Annotated in this window: 14 protein-coding genes and 1 rRNA gene; all 15 read right to left on the bottom strand. The window is 58.0% G+C overall.

What is annotated here, in order from left to right; all coding sequences use genetic code 11:
• Window positions 1-20 precede the first annotated feature (20 nt).
• A 16S ribosomal RNA gene (locus C1725_RS06960) occupies window positions 21-1,548 on the bottom strand.
• Window positions 1,549-1,904: 356 nt separating this feature from the next.
• Complete coding sequence (locus tag C1725_RS06955; protein WP_102410920.1) at window positions 1,905-3,032, bottom strand: M20/M25/M40 family metallo-hydrolase; 1,128 nt, start codon at window positions 3,030-3,032, stop codon at window positions 1,905-1,907.
• A gap of 16 nt (window positions 3,033-3,048) precedes the next feature.
• A complete protein-coding gene (locus C1725_RS06950; RefSeq protein ID WP_346026431.1) occupies window positions 3,049-3,798 on the bottom strand; it encodes an amino acid ABC transporter ATP-binding protein in 750 nt (249 codons plus the stop codon).
• Complete coding sequence (locus tag C1725_RS06945; RefSeq protein WP_102410919.1) at window positions 3,785-4,453, bottom strand: amino acid ABC transporter permease; 669 nt, start codon at window positions 4,451-4,453, stop codon at window positions 3,785-3,787. The genes C1725_RS06950 and C1725_RS06945 overlap by 14 nt, the downstream gene beginning before the upstream one ends.
• A 73-nt stretch (window positions 4,454-4,526) precedes the next feature.
• Window positions 4,527-5,339, bottom strand: coding sequence for a transporter substrate-binding domain-containing protein (locus tag C1725_RS06940; RefSeq protein WP_102410918.1), 813 nt, complete (start codon window positions 5,337-5,339; stop codon window positions 4,527-4,529).
• Window positions 5,340-5,531: 192 nt separating this feature from the next.
• Window positions 5,532-6,716, bottom strand: a complete 1,185-nt coding sequence (locus C1725_RS06935; RefSeq protein WP_346026430.1) for a DEAD/DEAH box helicase — start codon at window positions 6,714-6,716, stop codon at window positions 5,532-5,534.
• 65 nt (window positions 6,717-6,781) lie between these two features.
• The gene (locus tag C1725_RS06930; RefSeq protein ID WP_346026429.1) at window positions 6,782-7,528 is read right to left on the bottom strand and encodes a methyltransferase domain-containing protein; all 747 of its coding nucleotides are present in this window, start codon (window positions 7,526-7,528) and stop codon (window positions 6,782-6,784) included.
• A 1-nt stretch (window position 7,529) separates the two neighbouring features.
• On the bottom strand, window positions 7,530-10,523 hold the full coding sequence (locus tag C1725_RS06925; RefSeq protein WP_102410916.1) for an EAL domain-containing protein: 2,994 nt from the start codon (window positions 10,521-10,523) through the stop codon (window positions 7,530-7,532).
• A gap of 34 nt (window positions 10,524-10,557) precedes the next feature.
• Entirely contained in the window at window positions 10,558-11,994 is a 1,437-nt protein-coding gene (locus C1725_RS06920; protein WP_346026428.1) for an extracellular solute-binding protein, read from the bottom strand.
• Between the two features lie 257 nt (window positions 11,995-12,251).
• Window positions 12,252-13,310 (bottom strand): PilT/PilU family type 4a pilus ATPase, encoded by a 1,059-nt coding sequence (locus C1725_RS06915; RefSeq protein WP_102410915.1) that lies wholly within the window; start codon window positions 13,308-13,310, stop codon window positions 12,252-12,254.
• 20 nt (window positions 13,311-13,330) lie between these two features.
• Window positions 13,331-13,789: a hypothetical protein gene (locus C1725_RS06910; RefSeq protein WP_102410914.1), complete on the bottom strand. Its 459-nt coding sequence runs from the start codon at window positions 13,787-13,789 to the stop codon at window positions 13,331-13,333.
• A complete protein-coding gene (locus C1725_RS06905; protein ID WP_102410913.1) occupies window positions 13,786-14,241 on the bottom strand; it encodes a hypothetical protein in 456 nt (151 codons plus the stop codon). The genes C1725_RS06910 and C1725_RS06905 overlap by 4 nt, the downstream gene beginning before the upstream one ends.
• Before the next feature lie 36 nt (window positions 14,242-14,277).
• Entirely contained in the window at window positions 14,278-14,772 is a 495-nt protein-coding gene (locus C1725_RS06900) for a DUF4860 domain-containing protein (protein WP_102410912.1), read from the bottom strand.
• Window positions 14,769-15,089 carry a hypothetical protein gene (locus C1725_RS06895; RefSeq protein WP_146009179.1) on the bottom strand — a complete coding sequence of 107 codons (321 nt, stop codon included), beginning with the start codon at window positions 15,087-15,089 and terminating at the stop codon, window positions 14,769-14,771. Before C1725_RS06895 ends, C1725_RS06900 begins: the two co-directional genes overlap by 4 nt.
• A gap of 16 nt (window positions 15,090-15,105) precedes the next feature.
• The gene (locus tag C1725_RS06890) at window positions 15,106-16,161 is read right to left on the bottom strand and encodes a type II secretion system F family protein (protein ID WP_102410910.1); all 1,056 of its coding nucleotides are present in this window, start codon (window positions 16,159-16,161) and stop codon (window positions 15,106-15,108) included.
• Window positions 16,162-16,173 lie beyond the last annotated feature (12 nt).

Raw genomic sequence — 16,173 nt, 5'->3', positions numbered from 1 at the left:
CAATTTCGCTTCCACCCTAGAAAGGAGGTTCTCCAGCCGCACCGTCCGATACGGCTACCTTGTGACGACTTCACCCCAGTCCTTGGTCTCACCTGCGAAGGCTGACCCCTTTCGGTTATCTCACACGCTTCGGGTGCTCCCACCGCCCATGGTGTGACGGGCGGTGTGTACAAGGCCCGGGAACGTATTCACCGCGGCATGCTGATCCGCGATTACTAGCAACTCCGACTTCATGTGGGCGGGTTGCAGCCCACAATCTGAACTGGGACCACTTTTATGAGATTCGCTCTACCTTACGGTTTCGCTCCTCTTTGTAGTGGCCATTGTAGCACGTGTGTAGCCCAGGTCATAAGGGGCATGATGATTTGACGTCGTCCCCACCTTCCTCCGAGTTGTCCCCGGCGGTCTCTCCAGAGTCCTCGCCTCTACGCGTTAGTAACTGGAAACAAGGGTTGCGCTCGTTGCGGGACTTAACCCAACATCTCACGACACGAGCTGACGACAACCATGCACCACCTGTCTCAGATTGAGCAAGCTCACACCGTATCTCTACGGCTTTACCTGGATGTCAAGACCTGGTAAGGTTCTTCGCGTTGCTTCGAATTAAACCACATGCTCCGCTGCTTGTGCGGGCCCCCGTCAATTCCTTTGAGTTTCAACCTTGCGGCCGTACTCCCCAGGCGGAATGCTTATTGTGTTTACTCCGGCACAGAAGGGGTCGATACCTCCTACACCTAGCATTCATCGTTTACAGCGTGGACTACCAGGGTATCTAATCCTGTTTGCTCCCCACGCTTTCGCGCCTCAGCGTCAGTTACAGTCCAGAAAGCCGCCTTCGCCACTGGTGTTCCTCCCGATCTCTACGCATTTCACCGCTACACCGGGAATTCCGCTTTCCTCTCCTGCACTCAAGCCCAGCAGTATCCAAAGCAATTCCCACCTTGAAAGCGGGACTTTCACTTCAGACTTACCAGGCCGCCTACGCGCCCTTTACGCCCAATCATTCCGGACAACGCTCGCCCCCTACGTATTACCGCGGCTGCTGGCACGTAGTTAGCCGGGGCTTCCTCCTATGGTACCGTCACTTGCTTCGTCCCATAGGACAAAGGTTTACGACCCGAAAGCCTTCTTCCCTCACGCGGCGTTGCTGGGTCAGGGTTTCCCCCATTGCCCAATATTCCCCACTGCTGCCTCCCGTAGGAGTTTGGACCGTCTCTCAGTTCCAATGTGGCCGATCACCCTCTCAGGTCGGCTACTGATCGTCGCCTTGGTGGGCCGTTACCTCACCAACTAGCTAATCAGACGCGAGCCCATCTCTCACCGGATTGCTCCTTTGACCCCTATGCCATGTGGCGCTGTGGTCTCATGCGGTATTAGCGCATCTTTCGATGCGTTATCCCCCTGTGAAAGGCAGGTTGCTCACGCGTTACTCACCCGTCCGCCGCTAGAATCATTTCCGAGCAAGCTCTTCCTTGATCCCCGCTCGACTTGCATGTGTTAGGCACGCCGCCAGCGTTCGTCCTGAGCCAGGATCAAACTCTTATGTTCAATCCTTTATCTCCTCTTGGTGTTCCGGTTTGCACCGGCTCACAAAAGATTCAAAACTCTTCTCAGAATTAACTGTCTTTTCCTTGCGTTTGCGTTTCTTTTCTCTATTCTGTATCGTTTTCAAGGATCGTTTTCACCGTTTTGAGCGCACAAAACGTGCTCTCTCGCGGCGACGTTAATTAGTATACCATGCGGAATCGATTCTGTCAACCCAATTCTTGAATTTTTTTGTACTGGTTTTCAATCTTATGAATACCCCGAACGATTCTAACAGTATGAATTTAAGCATACGGAATTAGGGCTTATATTCTTCTTTTCACCGCGAGATCGTTCACATTATTGAGCCAACGCGGGCTCTACATTACCCGCTCCGGATGCAGAAGAAGCGCTCGCATCAGCTCCGCAGCAATCTGCGCATTCGGAAGCAGCGACGACATGAGCGCATATTCTGCTTTGGCGTGCGCGTGAAATCCGGCTATACCCAGACCATCTAGCGCCGCAATGCCCTGCAGTCCGGCAAACGCGATGTCTCCAGCGCCGCCGGTCGATTCCGCCTTTATCGTGCGCCCCTGCATTTCAGCAACTTGCCGGGCCATTTCGAGCAGTCGTGCGCTTTTATCATTGGCCTTGAAGGGGGGATGGCTCGCGCCGACGTGCAGTTCCGTCGTCGTACCCTGGATCCCCGGGCGGTCGCAAATCTCCCGTACCTTCGCCAATAGTTCATCCTGATAGGCCGGATCAAAAAATCGCAGCTCGCAGTAAGCATTTGCTTCATCGGCGATGATATTCTCTCCGCTGCCGCCCTCAATTCTGCCGACGTTGATGGAGATGCTGCGGGCGTCGTCCCGCAGGGTATACAAAGCATTTACCACGCTGCAAATCTGCTCGATTGCGCTTGCGCACTCAAGGTAAGCGGAACCCGCGTGTCCTCTTTGTCCTGTACAGCGAATGTGAAACGATATGACGCCTTTTCGTTGTGCCACGAGCGCACCGCTGGGCCGTACCGGTTCAAAGCTAAGCGCAACAAAGGCCTGCTTCGCATGCGCCTCGATCAACGCATGGCTGCTCTGTGAACCGATTTCTTCGTCCGCGTTGAGCACACAGACGATTTTCGCGTCGTTCGGGAGGGCCGGCAGCACCTCTTTGAGCGCGAAATACATGACGAGCAGTCCGCCTTTCATATCCATCGAGCCGGGACCGAATGCCTTATCCCCTTCCAGCCGAAAAGGCCAGTTCTCCCCGCGCGCAAACACGGTATCCATATGCCCGAGCAGCAATAGCTCGTTCTTGCCTGTGCCTGCGCGGCATTCCAGCGTATCCCCTGCGCATTCGTCGGGATGCCGGATGACCTCCATGCCCAACGCCTCAAAGTCGGCCTGTACGACATCCGCAAAGGCGTTCACATCTGCTTGATCATGACTCCCGCTAGGCAGGTTGACGTACTGCTCCAGCTTTTCCTTCGCTTCCGCCAGCGTCGTCTTCATATCCGTCTGCTCCTTTTTATAAAACCTTGCGCAGGAAATCCTGTGTACGCGGATTTTGTGCCCCGCCGAAAATCTCCTGTGGCGTGCCCTGCTCCATGATGATTCCCTCGTCCATGAAGAGCACACGGTCGCCCACCTCGCGCGCAAATCCCATTTCATGTGTCACGACGACCATCGTCATGCCGTCATCCGCCAGCCTTTTCATGACGTCCAACACCTCCCCGACCATTTCGGGATCGAGGGCGCTCGTCGGCTCGTCGAACAGCATGACGTCCGGGTCCATTGCCAGCGCCCGGACGATTGCGACGCGCTGTCGCTGCCCTCCGGAAAGCTGGCTCGGGTACGCCCTCGCCTTGTCCGCCAGTCCAACGCGTTCCAGCAATTCCAATGCCCGCTCTTCCGCCTTCTCCCGAGGCACCTTTTTGACCTTCATCGGCGCAATACAGATATTCTCCTGAACCGACAGGTGCGAAAACAGGTTGAACTGCTGAAACACCATGCCCATGCGTTCGCGCAAGTGGTTGATGTTCTTTCCAGCCTGTCTCGTGCTGACCCCCTCAAAGATGACGTCTCCACCCGTCGGTTCCTCCAGGAGATTCAGACAGCGCAGAAAGGTCGATTTACCGCTGCCGGAAGGGCCGATCACCACGACCACCTCGCCTGAATGGATATCGACGTCCACACCCTTGAGCACGCCCAGCGTCCCGAATTGCTTTTCAAGCCCTTTTACGGACAAGAGCACCTCACCCTTTTTAACGGTCTGCACGGCTCATCCTCCTCTCCAGCAGTCCAAGCACCCGGCTGGTCGTAAAGGTCAACACAAAGTATATCAGCGCCGAGATCGTCAGCGTCTCCAGGTAGTGAAAGTTTGTTGAAGCCAGCTTATTCGCCTGATACGTCAGTTCATAGATGCCAATCGTATACAGAATGGATGATTCCTTGATGATGACGACGAACTCATTGCCGATGGCGGGCAGGATGTTCTTGAGCGCCTGCGGCAGGATGATGTAAAGCATGGTTTGGGCCGAGGTCATGCCGAGCGAACGCGCCGCCTCATTCTGTCCGCCATCGATCGCCTGTATGCCCGAACGAACGATTTCAGCCATATACGCGCCGCTGTTGATGATGAGCGCCATGATGCCCGCCGTCATGCGCGGCAGCTTGATGCCCATCTGCGGCAGTCCGTAATACACGATCAGCACCTGCACCAGCATCGGCGTGCCGCGCAGGAATTCGACGTAGGCGGTGGAAAGAAAACGAATCACGCGAATGCGGCTCATGCGCAGAAGCGCGACCACGATGCCGAGAAGCGAACCGCCCACCACCGTCCAGGCAGCGAGCTCCACGGTCACCACGGCGCCCTGCATAAACACGGGCAGCTTGGTCGATAGGATGGTCCACAGGGTCTCCAATGAAAACATGCTGTCGGTCCCCCGTTCTCTTGGTATCAAAGCGGCGGAGGAGAAATTCCTCCGCCGCGTATGGTGATGGCGATTACTTCTGGCTGAGCTCCAGCTCCGCCTGTTGCGCGCACGCCTTTTCCACCCAGCCGTCGTAAGTGCCGTCCGCCTTCACGCGGGCGATCGTTTCGTTGACGGCCGCGAGCAGCGCGGCGTTCTCCTCACCCTTGGCAATCGCGACGCCGACGCCGTTCTTGTTGGATTCGACCGGGATCTCGCTAAACGCCAGCCCAGGATAGACGTTCATGTAGCTCATCGCGACGAGCTTGGAACAGATTACGCCTTCGACGTTGCCGTTTTTAAGCTCCATCAGCAGCGTCGGGATCATCGGCAGCAGCAACAGCTCGCATTCGGGGAATTGTTCTTCCGCGATGCTCTGCTGAATCGAGCCGGTCTGCGCGCCGACCACCTTTCCCTTGATGTCCTCGTAGGTCTTATATTTCTCCAGATCCTCCTCGCGAACGAGAACCGGCTGTTCGCCGACGTAATACGTATCGGAGAAGTCCACCGCCAGACGGCGTTCGTCCGTCGCCGTCATGCCCGCGATCGCAAGGTCCACATCCCCGGCCATCAGCGCCGTGATCAGGCCCGCGAACTGCTGGTCAGCGATTTCGAGCTCCACGCCCAGATCCGCCGCAATCTGACGGGCCAGCTCCATCTCAAAACCCGCGGCATATTCCTGCCCATTTTCATCGGGAAAGTAGAATTCAAACGGCGCAAAGCTGACCTGTGACCCTACCACCAGCTTCCCTTTGGCCTTGATGTCGTCCAGCTTGTCGGCCATTGCCGACGTTGCAAGCGTCGTAAGCATGCACATCGCGAGCAAAATCCCCAGAATCTTTTTCATGTTTATTCATTCCTTTCCCGCTTCAACCTTCAGGAGCGATGTTGGAATTATAAAGCTCTTTCCCCTGATTGTCAATAGCTTTTTCAAATTTTTATTCATAAAATCCGGTTTTATATTCACTTTACAGTTTAAATAGACCCGCAAGCGCTTTTTCTTAACATAAAAAAACAGCCGGCTTTACCGGCTGCACGATCACATGTCCTCAAAAAACGGCTCTCCCGATTCCTTGTAGCAAAGCGTTCCGTATTCATCAAAGCCAAGCATCGTGGGCTTGGAGTGGACGTACTTCATGATCTCATCGAGCCGCACGCTTTCGCGAAAATCGATGAACGAAAAACTGACGCCCTTCTTTTTCGCACGGCCGGTGCGGCCGATTCGATGGACATAGTATTCGTCCTTTTCAGGCAGGTCGTAATTAAAAACCGCCTCCACGTCGTCCACATCGATCCCGCGCGCCGCAATGTCGGTCGCAACGAGGAATTCAAACCGTCCCTTGCGAAAACCCGTCATCACCTTGTCTCGCTGGCTTTGACGGATATCGCCATGCAGGCATTCCGCGCTGTATCCTGCCTTTTGCAGACGCATGCACAGCCTGTCCGTCATGTCCTTCGTGTTGCAGAAGATCATCGCGCGCTTGTAGTGATCCGAATCGAGCAGGTACAGAAGGTGGTCGTACTTGTCCTGCCGCGTGGACTCGATGACGTACTGCGAAATCTGCGGCCGGTTCTCACGTGTCGCCTCCACGACGATCTCGACCGGCTCCTGCTGGTATTTCCAAGAGATCGTCATGACGTCCTGATTGGTCGTCGCGCTGAACATCACCAGCTCCCTGTCCGGCTGTGTCGATTCGATGATACGGCATACATCCTTGACGAAGCCCATCTTGAGCATCTCGTCCGCCTCGTCGAGCACCAGCGTGTGCACGCACGAAAGGCTGATATTGCCGCGCTGCATATGGTCGAGCAGCCGCCCGGGCGTCGCCACCAAGATCTGCGGACGGCGTTTCAAGGCAGTAATCTGCTTGGAAATCGGCTGACCGCCGTAGATAATCGCGATGCGCACCTCGGGAATAAAGCGCGCCAGGTTGCGCAGCTCCTCCGCAATCTGCTGCGCGAGCTCGCGGGTCGGTGCGAGCACGACCTCCTGCACGCGGTCGTCGCGCAGGTTGACGTATTCGAGCATGGGGATACCGAACCCCAGCGTCTTCCCCGTCCCGGTCGGCGCGATGGCGATGACGTCATGCCCCTGCATCATCATCGGAATACAGCGCGCCTGAATCGGCGTCAGCTCCCGAAAGCCCATGGCGGTAAATGCCTTTTGAACCTCAACACTTATGTCCATCTCCGCAAGCGGATGAACGGCTTTTTCTTCGGCCACGAATATTTCTCCTTTATTTACTGCTCGGTTTCAGTATAACACGCCGCCCGCGTCCACACAAGAGCCTAAGCCCGGTGCGCCGCGAACTGAAGCCTGCGGTAATCGGCGATCCAGCGCTCCCCATCCCAAAGGGTGGATTCAAGCTCCGCCTCCATGCCCTCAAAAAGCTGCCTGCGCTGATTCTCAGAAAGCTTCGAGACGTCGTCCGCAAGGAACTGGCATACCAGGTTGGAAAGCCCCTTCCGGCCAGCCTCCAGCGGCGTCGGGCGGTCGTATTCAAAGATTTCATCGACCGTCAGGCCCGCCGTCTCCAGCAACTGCCGGTACGTCTCCGCCGTCGGGAAATAAAAAGCCGATTCATAACGGTACCCCAGGCGCAGGCATTGACGCGCGAACGACGTATAGACCGAGTCGAGGCAACCGGCCGCGCCAAATTCGCAGACGATTCGGCCGCCCGGCTTGAGCGCGGCTTGTACGCACCGCAGCAGCGCCGGTTGATCGGCGATCCAGTGAAACACCGCATTGGAAAACACCGCGTCAAATTCCCGATCAAACGTGAGGCGCGTCGCGTCCGCGCGCAGGAACGAAAGCTCTGGATAATTGCGTCTGGCCGTATCGATCATCGACTCAGAAGCATCCACGCCCAGGACGTCCGCCCCGAGATCGGCGATGCGTTTTGTTAGAATTCCCGTCCCGCAGCCGAGATCCAACACGCGCATGCCCGGCTTTAAACACAGTTTTCCCAGCATCTGACTGCCGTAATCGGATACGAAGCGATGCTTTCCATCATATAAATCGGCGTTCCAATGCATGCTATCCCTCTTTCCGTCCATTGGCGCGTGCAATCGCGCGCAGCGCCTCCGCGCTCACCTGCGGCGCGGTTTCAGCCGGCCGGGCAATGCGGTACCCCTGCAGGTAATCCACGCCGAGGTCGATCACCTGATCCAGCTCCGCGTCCGTCTCCACGCCCTCCGCGACGACCGTGCTTCCCTGCGCGTGCGCATAGCGGATCAGATTGCCGACGATCATCTGCTTGCCCGGGTCGTTCTGAATGCCGCGGATAAATCCGACGTCGATCTTCACGATCTGCGGCTTTACGCTGAGCAGCAATGCTTCGCTGGAGTAGCCCGACCCGAAGTCGTCCAGCGCGATCAGCCCGCCCATCCGGCGGACGATGTCGCACTTATGGCCGTTTCGCTGCGGCTCGAGCGGCTCGCCTTCCGTAATCTCCATGACGATCCGTCCCACCAGATCGCCGTACGCCCCGCGAAGACGACTAAAGTCCGCGTCTGAGAGGCTTTCGCTCGCGATGGAATTGACGAACACACGCGCATTCTGCGGGACAGTGCCCGCCGCGCACTGCGCGGCAAAGGCGCGCATCCCTTCAAACCAGCTGAGCTCCTCGATTTGATAGAGCTTGGAGTGCGCCCGCGCGATTTTAAGCACGTCCAGCGGGTTAGAAATCCCCTCCACCTTGGGGCGCATGAGCAATTCATAACCGAAAATGCTGCCGTCACGCGCGCTGACGATCGGCTGCAGTGCAAAGCCGACGCTGCGCTGCTCGATCAGGGTGCTGAGCTTCTCCGGACCGTTGATGACCAGCAGGTCCTCCTGATACATCGTGCGGCTGAAGTTCAGAATCGTTCCTTTCTTGTTTCGCTTGCTCGCGTACATCGCAAAGTCCGCAAAGCGGATCAGCTCGTCGAGGTTCATGGAATCATCCGGGTACCAGGATACGCCCGCGGAGACGCGCAGACGAATCTCCGACCCGTCCGGCATATTGAGCGAGCTTTGCGCGATCTTCGCCCAAACCTCGCGGATGATCTCCTGGATGCGCTGCCTGCTTTCATAACCGCTCAGGAACGCGTAGAACTCGTCGCCCGAACGGCGCGCCACGATCCCGCCATGATACGCATCGAAGCTCTTCAGGCACTTTGCAAACGCCTGGATGTAGCGGTCGCCCCACTCGTGCCCGTAGGTATCGTTGATGTACTTGAGGTTGTCCAGATCCCACATGATGACGCAGGCGTTTTTCAACTCCTCCGGCCGGGTGAAGAGCAGGCCGACGCGCGTGTAAAACGCCCGCCGGTTGAGCAGGTCGGTCAGCACGTCGAAATCGCGCTCGTACTCGATCTTGCGCTTTTCCTCCACCTCGCCCGTCACGTCCGTCACCGTTCCAAGGCGGCTGTTTCCATCCACGATCTCCGCCAGGCGGATATAGCGCAGGCCGTCCTTTTGCTCCAGACAGTAGATGTTTTCCTGATCCGCATACCGGAGCGACTTGAAGCGGCGCATCCCCTGTTCGAAGGTTTCGAGCGAAACGTACGGCTCCTGCCAGTCCGTGCCGATCATTTCGGCAAAGCCGTCGCTGCAATAGACGCGCTTTTCCCCCGCCCGATGCTCAAACACGCCGAAGTGCACGCCCGTCATCGCGACGATCTTGCTGATCTTCGAGGCCGAGTCCGCCACTGCCTCGCTGAGGTTTTCGATTGAAACCGTCAGCTCGTCGATTTCCTCGATATGAAGCTTCTCCAGATAGATCCGTCCGTTCGGGTCGCTGCTTTTAAGCTGGGCTACCAGCTTGCGAATCGGGCCGGATATGATGCGGCCCACAAAGAGCGCAGCGACCAGGCCCGCGACAAGCGAACCGACCGTAATAAGCATGAACGTCTGCTTGATTTGCCTGGAAAACGCCATCAGCTGGCGCGCCTGCGCAGCGCCCGCCAAGACGATCTGCTCGGATTCAAAGGGCGTATTCACGTTGTAGAGCTTGAAAGGCTGCACGCTCGCATAGAAGCTTTCGCCATCCTGATCGCGGCTGCCGGACATTTCGTAAACGCCGTCATACGCCGTCTGCTCGAGAGGAATCGTCTCGTCCTCCGCAAAGTACGTTTTAAAAGCGGGGCCGTTGGCGAACACCGGAATCAGATCGCCCGAATCGGACAGCCTGCCGAACATGTACATGCCGCCGCTTTCGGTCAGCTCTTTATACTGCATCAGCGACGTGAGGTAGCGCTGGGAAACGGACACGCCCAGCACGCCGAGCACCGTCCCGTCAGACGCGATCAGAGGAATCGAATAGGTCAGCAATTCGGTTCCATCCATCGCGTCCAGCGTAATGCCAAGGCCCCAATAGCCGAAGTTCGCACTGTCCGAGCGCTCCGCTACGCTCGCGCTTTGGGCCGCGCGCAGGGGGGCGAAAAAGTAGCTTTCCTGATATGGCTCTGTCTCGAAGTCGAATTCAAACGCCGCACTCCAATAGCTGTCCAGTGCGATACCCAGTTGCTTGGACAGGCTGGGCATGCCGCGCTCCATCATCAGGTCTGCGTTATTTACGGAATAGGTGAGCGGATCGAGGTCGCGCAGGTAAAGCCCCGCCCGGGAATCGTCCTTGGCGCTGACGCCCGGGCCGTCCAGTATGATGAAGGAGCCCGTAACGCTCTGCTTACGGAGCATGTAAATGAGCTCGGGCGCCGTGGCCTCCACGATCTTTTCGTTGAGCGACGGATCGTTTCCAATATCCGCATAGGTAGCGCCCAGACTCAAGAGCGTTTCGTCGATCGTCTGCAGGACGTTGTTCTCGCTCTCCGTGATGGCCGCCCACCGGTTGAGCATCTCCGTCTCCAAATACGTCTTCCGATTCGCCGACCGCTCCGTCAAAACGTCAAAGGCGTTCTGCTCAAACTGCGCGAGAAATCCGCCCTCGATGAATACTGCAGGGAACAAAAGCGCCTCTACGAGCAGGAGCCCGAGGATCGGGATGACGATCTTACGATAGATCGTCCGTGTGCGGATGCGTCGCGCCATTCTCTTCACCCGGCTTTCTCACTATGCCTAACGATTACAGCGCATCCATCTGCGCCTGCAGGTCGTCCGCCCAGGCATCAAAGACCTCGTCCGTCGTAAAGCCTTTAACAGCTTCTTCGCGCGCAGTCCCCTGCTCAACCAGCGCCTGCACCTGTGCATAAGCCTGCTTCGCCGCGTCGTTCAGCGCGCTTTCCAGAATACTGCGCGCCTGCGCGCCTTTTTCAAAGGGGCTCGGGGTATACAGCTTATAATTTGCCACCGTGTCGATTCCGATGTGCAGCGAGTTTTTCAGAATCACGTTCATGTCGGCGTATTGTTCCGTGATGACCTTGTCGATCTTCGACCAGTCATTGGCGGTCTTGGTGACCGGCAGGTAGCCGGAGCCTACGCTGAAGGCGACGTTCTGTTCTTCCTGCGTGAACCATTTGAGAAATTCGACGGCGGCGAATTCATGCGTTTCGTCCGACTTCACGACCACCATGCCCGCGCCCTGCTGCACAGCGACGGGTTCGGTCCCTTCGAAATTGGGCAGCGGATAGACCTTGCCCTCAATCGGGTAGGTGCTGCCGTCTTCGCGCGTGACCTCGGTGGGAAAATATGTGGAGCTCGGTGTCGAGCCGACATAGGCGATGAGGTCTCCGGTCTTCATGTCGTCGGAACGGAACCGGCCGCTTGCCGTGAAGTATCCGTTCACATAGGGCACGTAATAGCAATCCCAAATCCTGCGCAGCGCTTCACGGTCGAGCGTGATTTCCGTCTTGCCGTCCTTGCGCACGAACATTTCATGCCCAAGCTGCAAGCTTCCGATCAGCATGTAGTTCGCCATCGCGTCCCGGCCGTAAAACGCCTTGCCATCGCCCGGCTCGGGCGTCATCGCGTCGGTCCATTCATAATACATCCGCGAAAGCTCCGCTATGCCCTCCCACGTAGAGAACAGCGCCTCGTCCGCGCCGGTATCCTGCGCAAATATATCCCAGGCCGTCTTGTTCACGTAAAGCGCCTCGGTCGACTTCGCGATCGGGAAAATCTTCAGCGAACTGCCGCCCTCCAAGCGTCCTTCTTCCATGTAGGCATCGATATAGGCCGCCTGCTCCGCCTCCGTCAGGTAAGCCGAGATGTCCGCCAGCTTGCCGATGGCGTTGACCGCGTAGGCCGTATCAGCATAGGCGGCAAAGATGTCCGGCGTTTCCTGGGCGCCGACGCGCTTTTCGATGGAATCCATCACCTGTGTCTGCAGTTCGTTCACGCTTCCCTGGCCGTACGCCACGACGACGATGCCTTTTTCCGCGCCGACGGTATCGTTAAAATCGCTGACGAGCGCGTCAAAGCTCTCCTTCTGCGCGCCGTTATAATAATGCCAGGCCGTCACAACCGTGGGATTTTTCGGATCCAGCCCATGCTCGCTCTGCTTACAGCCCGCCATCGTAAACAACAGCACCACCAGCAGCAACGCCACGCCCAATTTCTTCATGTGTTTTTTCTCCTTCGTAGTCATATGTTATCGTTTATTGTATCACACTCGCCGTCATATCGCAATGACCTGCCGCTTATGGTCATGCCCCAAACCGCCGGCCTGTCACATCGGCCTCGTCGGGAGCTATCCTCACGTTTAGGTTGTGAAAGAGACAACAAAAAGGCGCAACGCACACCCTCGTTAGTGTGTATTGCGCCTTTTCAGCGATTCCCCGCCGTTTATCATTCCGCCCCGGCGTTTTCATGCCTCACTTTTTATACGATGCGTTTTCGCATCTGGTCCGCGTTGATGGAGTAAAGAATGGCGTTTTCACGGGAGATGACGCCCTCCCGATAGAGGCGGTAAATATCGCCGTCCATCGTCATCATCCCCTGTGCCTGCCCGCTGTAGATGACGTTGTCCAGTTGATGCACCTTTCCTTCCCGGATCAGGTTTTGCACCGCGCTGTTGACGATCATAACTTCAAAGGCCGGAACGAGCGAGCCATCTACGGTCGGAATGAGCTGCTGCGAGACAACGGCCTGCAAAACCATGGATAGCTGGATACGAGTCTGCTGCTGCTGGTTGGCCGGAAATACGTCGATGATGCGGTCGATCGTCTTCGCCGCGCCGACGGTGTGCAGCGTGGAATAGAGCGTATGCCCCGTTTCCGCGGCCGTTAGAGCGGTCGATATCGTCTCGTAATCCCGCATTTCACCGAGCAATATGACGTTCGGCGCCTGGCGAAGCGCCGCCCGCAGCGCCTGCGCGTAGCTGACGGTGTCGTGTTCGATTTCGCGCTGGCTGACGATGCTTTGATTGTGCGAATGCAGGTACTCGATCGGATCCTCGATCGTCACGATATGATCGCGGAATTCCCGGTTAATCCGGTCGATGATGCACACCAGCGTCGTGGACTTTCCGCTGCCCGCAGGCCCCGTCACCAGCACCATGCCCCGACGCACCTTGTACAGCTCGATAACCTGCGGCGGGATATGCAGCAGTGCGGGATCCGGCAAGCCAAAGACCACCACGCGCAGCACGGCCGCGAGAGAGCCGCGCTGCTTGAAGGCGTTGCAGCGGAAGCGCCCGACTCCCTTGAGCGAGAAGGAAAAGTCGTCGTCGCCCGTCTCCAGCAGACGGCGCATGTCGCGGCTTTGCGCCATACGATAAATCTGACGCAGCATTTCTTCCGTATCCGCCGGCATCACGCGCTCATCCGAAAGCTGCGTCATATCCCCCTTCATTTTCAGGGTGACCGGCGCGCCGGGAACGATGAAAATATCCGAAACGTCCTGATCTACAGAGCGTTTTAAAATGGCTTCCAAATCCATGGCCGATTCCTCCGTATTCCTCAAAACGCTGCGCCGTCAAAGAGCTCCAGGCCGTCCTCCGTCTCCCAGACATCCGTCCGCTCCACCCGCCAGGCTTCTACCTCGATCGCTTCCTGGCCCATGCGAAGGGTCGCCCGCAGCTGCCGCCGTTCATCGATCTCAACCGTGATTTCCAGCTCGTCTTCCGATAGCCAGGAGGCTTCAAAGTCCTCTGCCTGCATTTCGAGCACCTGGTCCCGAAACGCCTTTCTATCCGGCGCATTTTGCCGCAGCGCGTCTATCCGGGAAAGCGCGCGCTCCGCCGCCGCATCCGCCACATACGTGTCGGTTATGGTTCGGATGTTCTGATCCGTCTGCCGCCTGCCCGCCTGCGCCGCGGACAAAGCCAGCATTCCCATCACCGCCAGCATCAAAACGACGACGATCATGAGCATGAGCGACGCCCCGGTTCCGACGCGATACTCCTGCGTGTCCCTCATGGCCGCGCCTCCTCTTTTCCGTCGTAGCGGACAACCGGCAGCTCGATCTTCTTTTCCTCCTGTGCGTCCAGCGCTGCGACGCGCATTTCCCACAGCGCGCCGCCTGCTTCCCGCTCACGCATCCCGGACACGGCAATATAATAGGAAACTTCTCCCTCCTGCGCGGGCTCCATGCGACTGTTCAGCGCCATTCGGGCGGAAAAGCTGTCCGGCGTCCGCTCGACCGCCTGCCAGCTTCCGTCCTCGTCGAGCAGCTCCATCGGATCCTCGCAGGCTTTGAGCCGCTCCGCCAGGTCTTCACAGCGGATGAGCGCCCGGGCTTCCGCGCCGCTCCTGTGGGCAATCATGGACGCCCGCGCAAAAAGCTGCAGCGTCGTCACTGCGGAGACGGAAAAGAACAGCAGCACAACGATGATTTCCATCAGCAGCACCTTGTTTTTGTTTTCGTCCACACGCCCACCTCCCTTTTCTTTTATCCGGCCCCGCCCTCAGCGCTCGCTTCGCAGCGTTACATGCAGGCTCTCCGCGTCACCGTTCGCCATGCAGACCGACAGTCTGACCTGACTGCCCGTCCTCTCCGCGTCAAACGACGCCACGTCTATCAGCCGCTCCGCAAGCTCCGGGTCAAAACCGTCCTCCGCGTAGCCAAACTGTTCCCAAAGCGCCCCGTCCATCGCGAAGATGCTGGTCTGCAGCATATCGCCCTCGTAAGGCTCGCGCAGCACGAGCACCGTGCCGACTTTTTCGTTTGTCTCGACGCCGACCGCGCCCCTCCTGTCCATACCGCGAATCTTGTTTGCCAGATAGGAGAGCGGAATCGCCGCCTGCCCCTCGAGCGCCGTATCTTCTACCACCGAACGGTACACGTTGGCCCCGACGACGACCGTCATCATTGAAAAGACAGCAAACATCCCCAGCAGCAGAAAGACGAACAGCTCGCCGAAGATATGCTTTCCCTCCGCCTGCGTCCTTCTGTTTCTCACGGCGCATCCTCCCTTCGCGTCACGCTCACGGAAGGCATGACGTTTTGAGCGAACGCGTCGTAGTAGACGTCAAAGCGCGTTTCGTCGATTACGACGCCATAATTTTCCCGTATGTAGTCGAGCGTCGGGGGGTATTGCCCCTCGATGGCATAACAGGTGACGACCGCGCGCTCGATGGCGCGCTGCAGCATTTGCGTCTGCTGCGCCCCTACGCTGCCCGAGACGCCGGATATGCCGAGCGCAAACGCGGCGGTGCTCAGCACGCAGACGGCTGCCGTCACGATCAAACCGCGTTTACCCCTCTTTGCTCTTTTCATCCGCGCTTCCCTCGTTTCAAATCATGGAGGACATCAGGCTCATTAAAGGCAGCATGACGGACAACAGAATCGCGCCCACCACGATGGAAAGCACCGCGACGAGCACGGGCTCGATGTAGGAGACGAGACGCCTGATTTCGGCGTCCGTCTCTTCGTCGTAGATTTCCGCCAGGCGCTTCATCACGGTGTCGATTTGTCCGGCTGCAAAACCGACGCGGCACATCTGCACGTACATCGGCTCGAAGAGCCTCGCTTCCTCCATCGCCTGCGCGAAGGAAGCGCCCCCCTCCATCAATTCGCAGCAGCGGCGAACCTTCTCCCGCGCCGTGGAATCGGTGAGCACGTCCTGCACCATTGAAAGCGCCTCCTCCAGCGGGTATCCGCCGGTCATCAGCATCGAGAGCGCGAGCGCAATGCGCCCGCTTTCGATCTTGTCCAGCGCGCGGCGCACCGGCGGGAACGCGCGCATCAGCACATCTGCGACATGCGCGCGCCGGTTCGAGCGCATCAGCAGTGCAACGGCGGCGATTGCCGCCACCAGCAGCACCGCCACGATCAGCACGCCGCGGCCAAACCCCAGAGACAACCCCACCACCATCTGAGAGGAACGCGACAGCCCGACGCCCAGACTTTCATACACCTGCGTGAAGACCGGAAATACGCTGGTGATGAGCACGACGATGACCGCCGCCATCATGGCGATGAGCATCGCCGGATAAAAGACCGCGTTGCGCACCGCGCCGCGCACCTTATCCTCCCAGGCGTAATAGTCCGACAGCGCGGTCATGATCGACTCCAGGTTGCCGGAACGCTCCCCGATGCGCACCATGTACACGGCGTAAGAGGGGAAACAGCCCGCGCTTTCCATTGCCTCGTACAATGAACCGGTTTCGCGGATGCGCTCGTCAATCGCATCGATTTTGTTCTCCATCGCCGTGCCAGCATAGCTCTCGCGCAGCATGCTCATCGCGTCGTACAGCGCGATACCCGCGTGCAGCACCAGGGCGATCTGATCGCAAAACAACGAAATATCCTGCGCGGAAAGCTGCTTGAGGCGCTTGTTCTTTGCCATGTCAATTCCCGG

The organism is Beduinella massiliensis (assembly GCF_900199405.1).
In the GTDB taxonomy this organism is placed as follows: domain Bacteria; phylum Bacillota; class Clostridia; order Christensenellales; family Aristaeellaceae; genus Beduinella; species Beduinella massiliensis.
This window is presented reverse-complemented; position numbering and strand designations above follow the sequence as displayed.

What these genes read in the sequence shown, in the direction of transcription:
- C1725_RS06955 (WP_102410920.1), bottom strand. Translation starts at nt 3,032, where the DNA reads ATGAAGACGACGCTGGCGGAAGCGAAGGAAAAGCTGGAGCAGTACGTC.
- C1725_RS06945 (WP_102410919.1), bottom strand. Translation starts at nt 4,453, where the DNA reads ATGTTTTCATTGGAGACCCTGTGGACCATCCTATCGACCAAGCTGCCC.
- C1725_RS06940 (WP_102410918.1), bottom strand. Translation starts at nt 5,339, where the DNA reads ATGAAAAAGATTCTGGGGATTTTGCTCGCGATGTGCATGCTTACGACG.
- C1725_RS06930 (WP_346026429.1), bottom strand. Translation starts at nt 7,528, where the DNA reads ATGCATTGGAACGCCGATTTATATGATGGAAAGCATCGCTTCGTATCC.
- C1725_RS06925 (WP_102410916.1), bottom strand. Translation starts at nt 10,523, where the DNA reads ATGGCGCGACGCATCCGCACACGGACGATCTATCGTAAGATCGTCATC.
- C1725_RS06920 (WP_346026428.1), bottom strand. Translation starts at nt 11,994, where the DNA reads ATGAAGAAATTGGGCGTGGCGTTGCTGCTGGTGGTGCTGTTGTTTACG.
- C1725_RS06915 (WP_102410915.1), bottom strand. Translation starts at nt 13,310, where the DNA reads ATGGATTTGGAAGCCATTTTAAAACGCTCTGTAGATCAGGACGTTTCG.
- C1725_RS06910 (WP_102410914.1), bottom strand. Translation starts at nt 13,789, where the DNA reads ATGAGGGACACGCAGGAGTATCGCGTCGGAACCGGGGCGTCGCTCATG.
- C1725_RS06895 (WP_146009179.1), bottom strand. Translation starts at nt 15,089, where the DNA reads ATGAAAAGAGCAAAGAGGGGTAAACGCGGTTTGATCGTGACGGCAGCC.
- C1725_RS06890 (WP_102410910.1), bottom strand. Translation starts at nt 16,161, where the DNA reads ATGGCAAAGAACAAGCGCCTCAAGCAGCTTTCCGCGCAGGATATTTCG.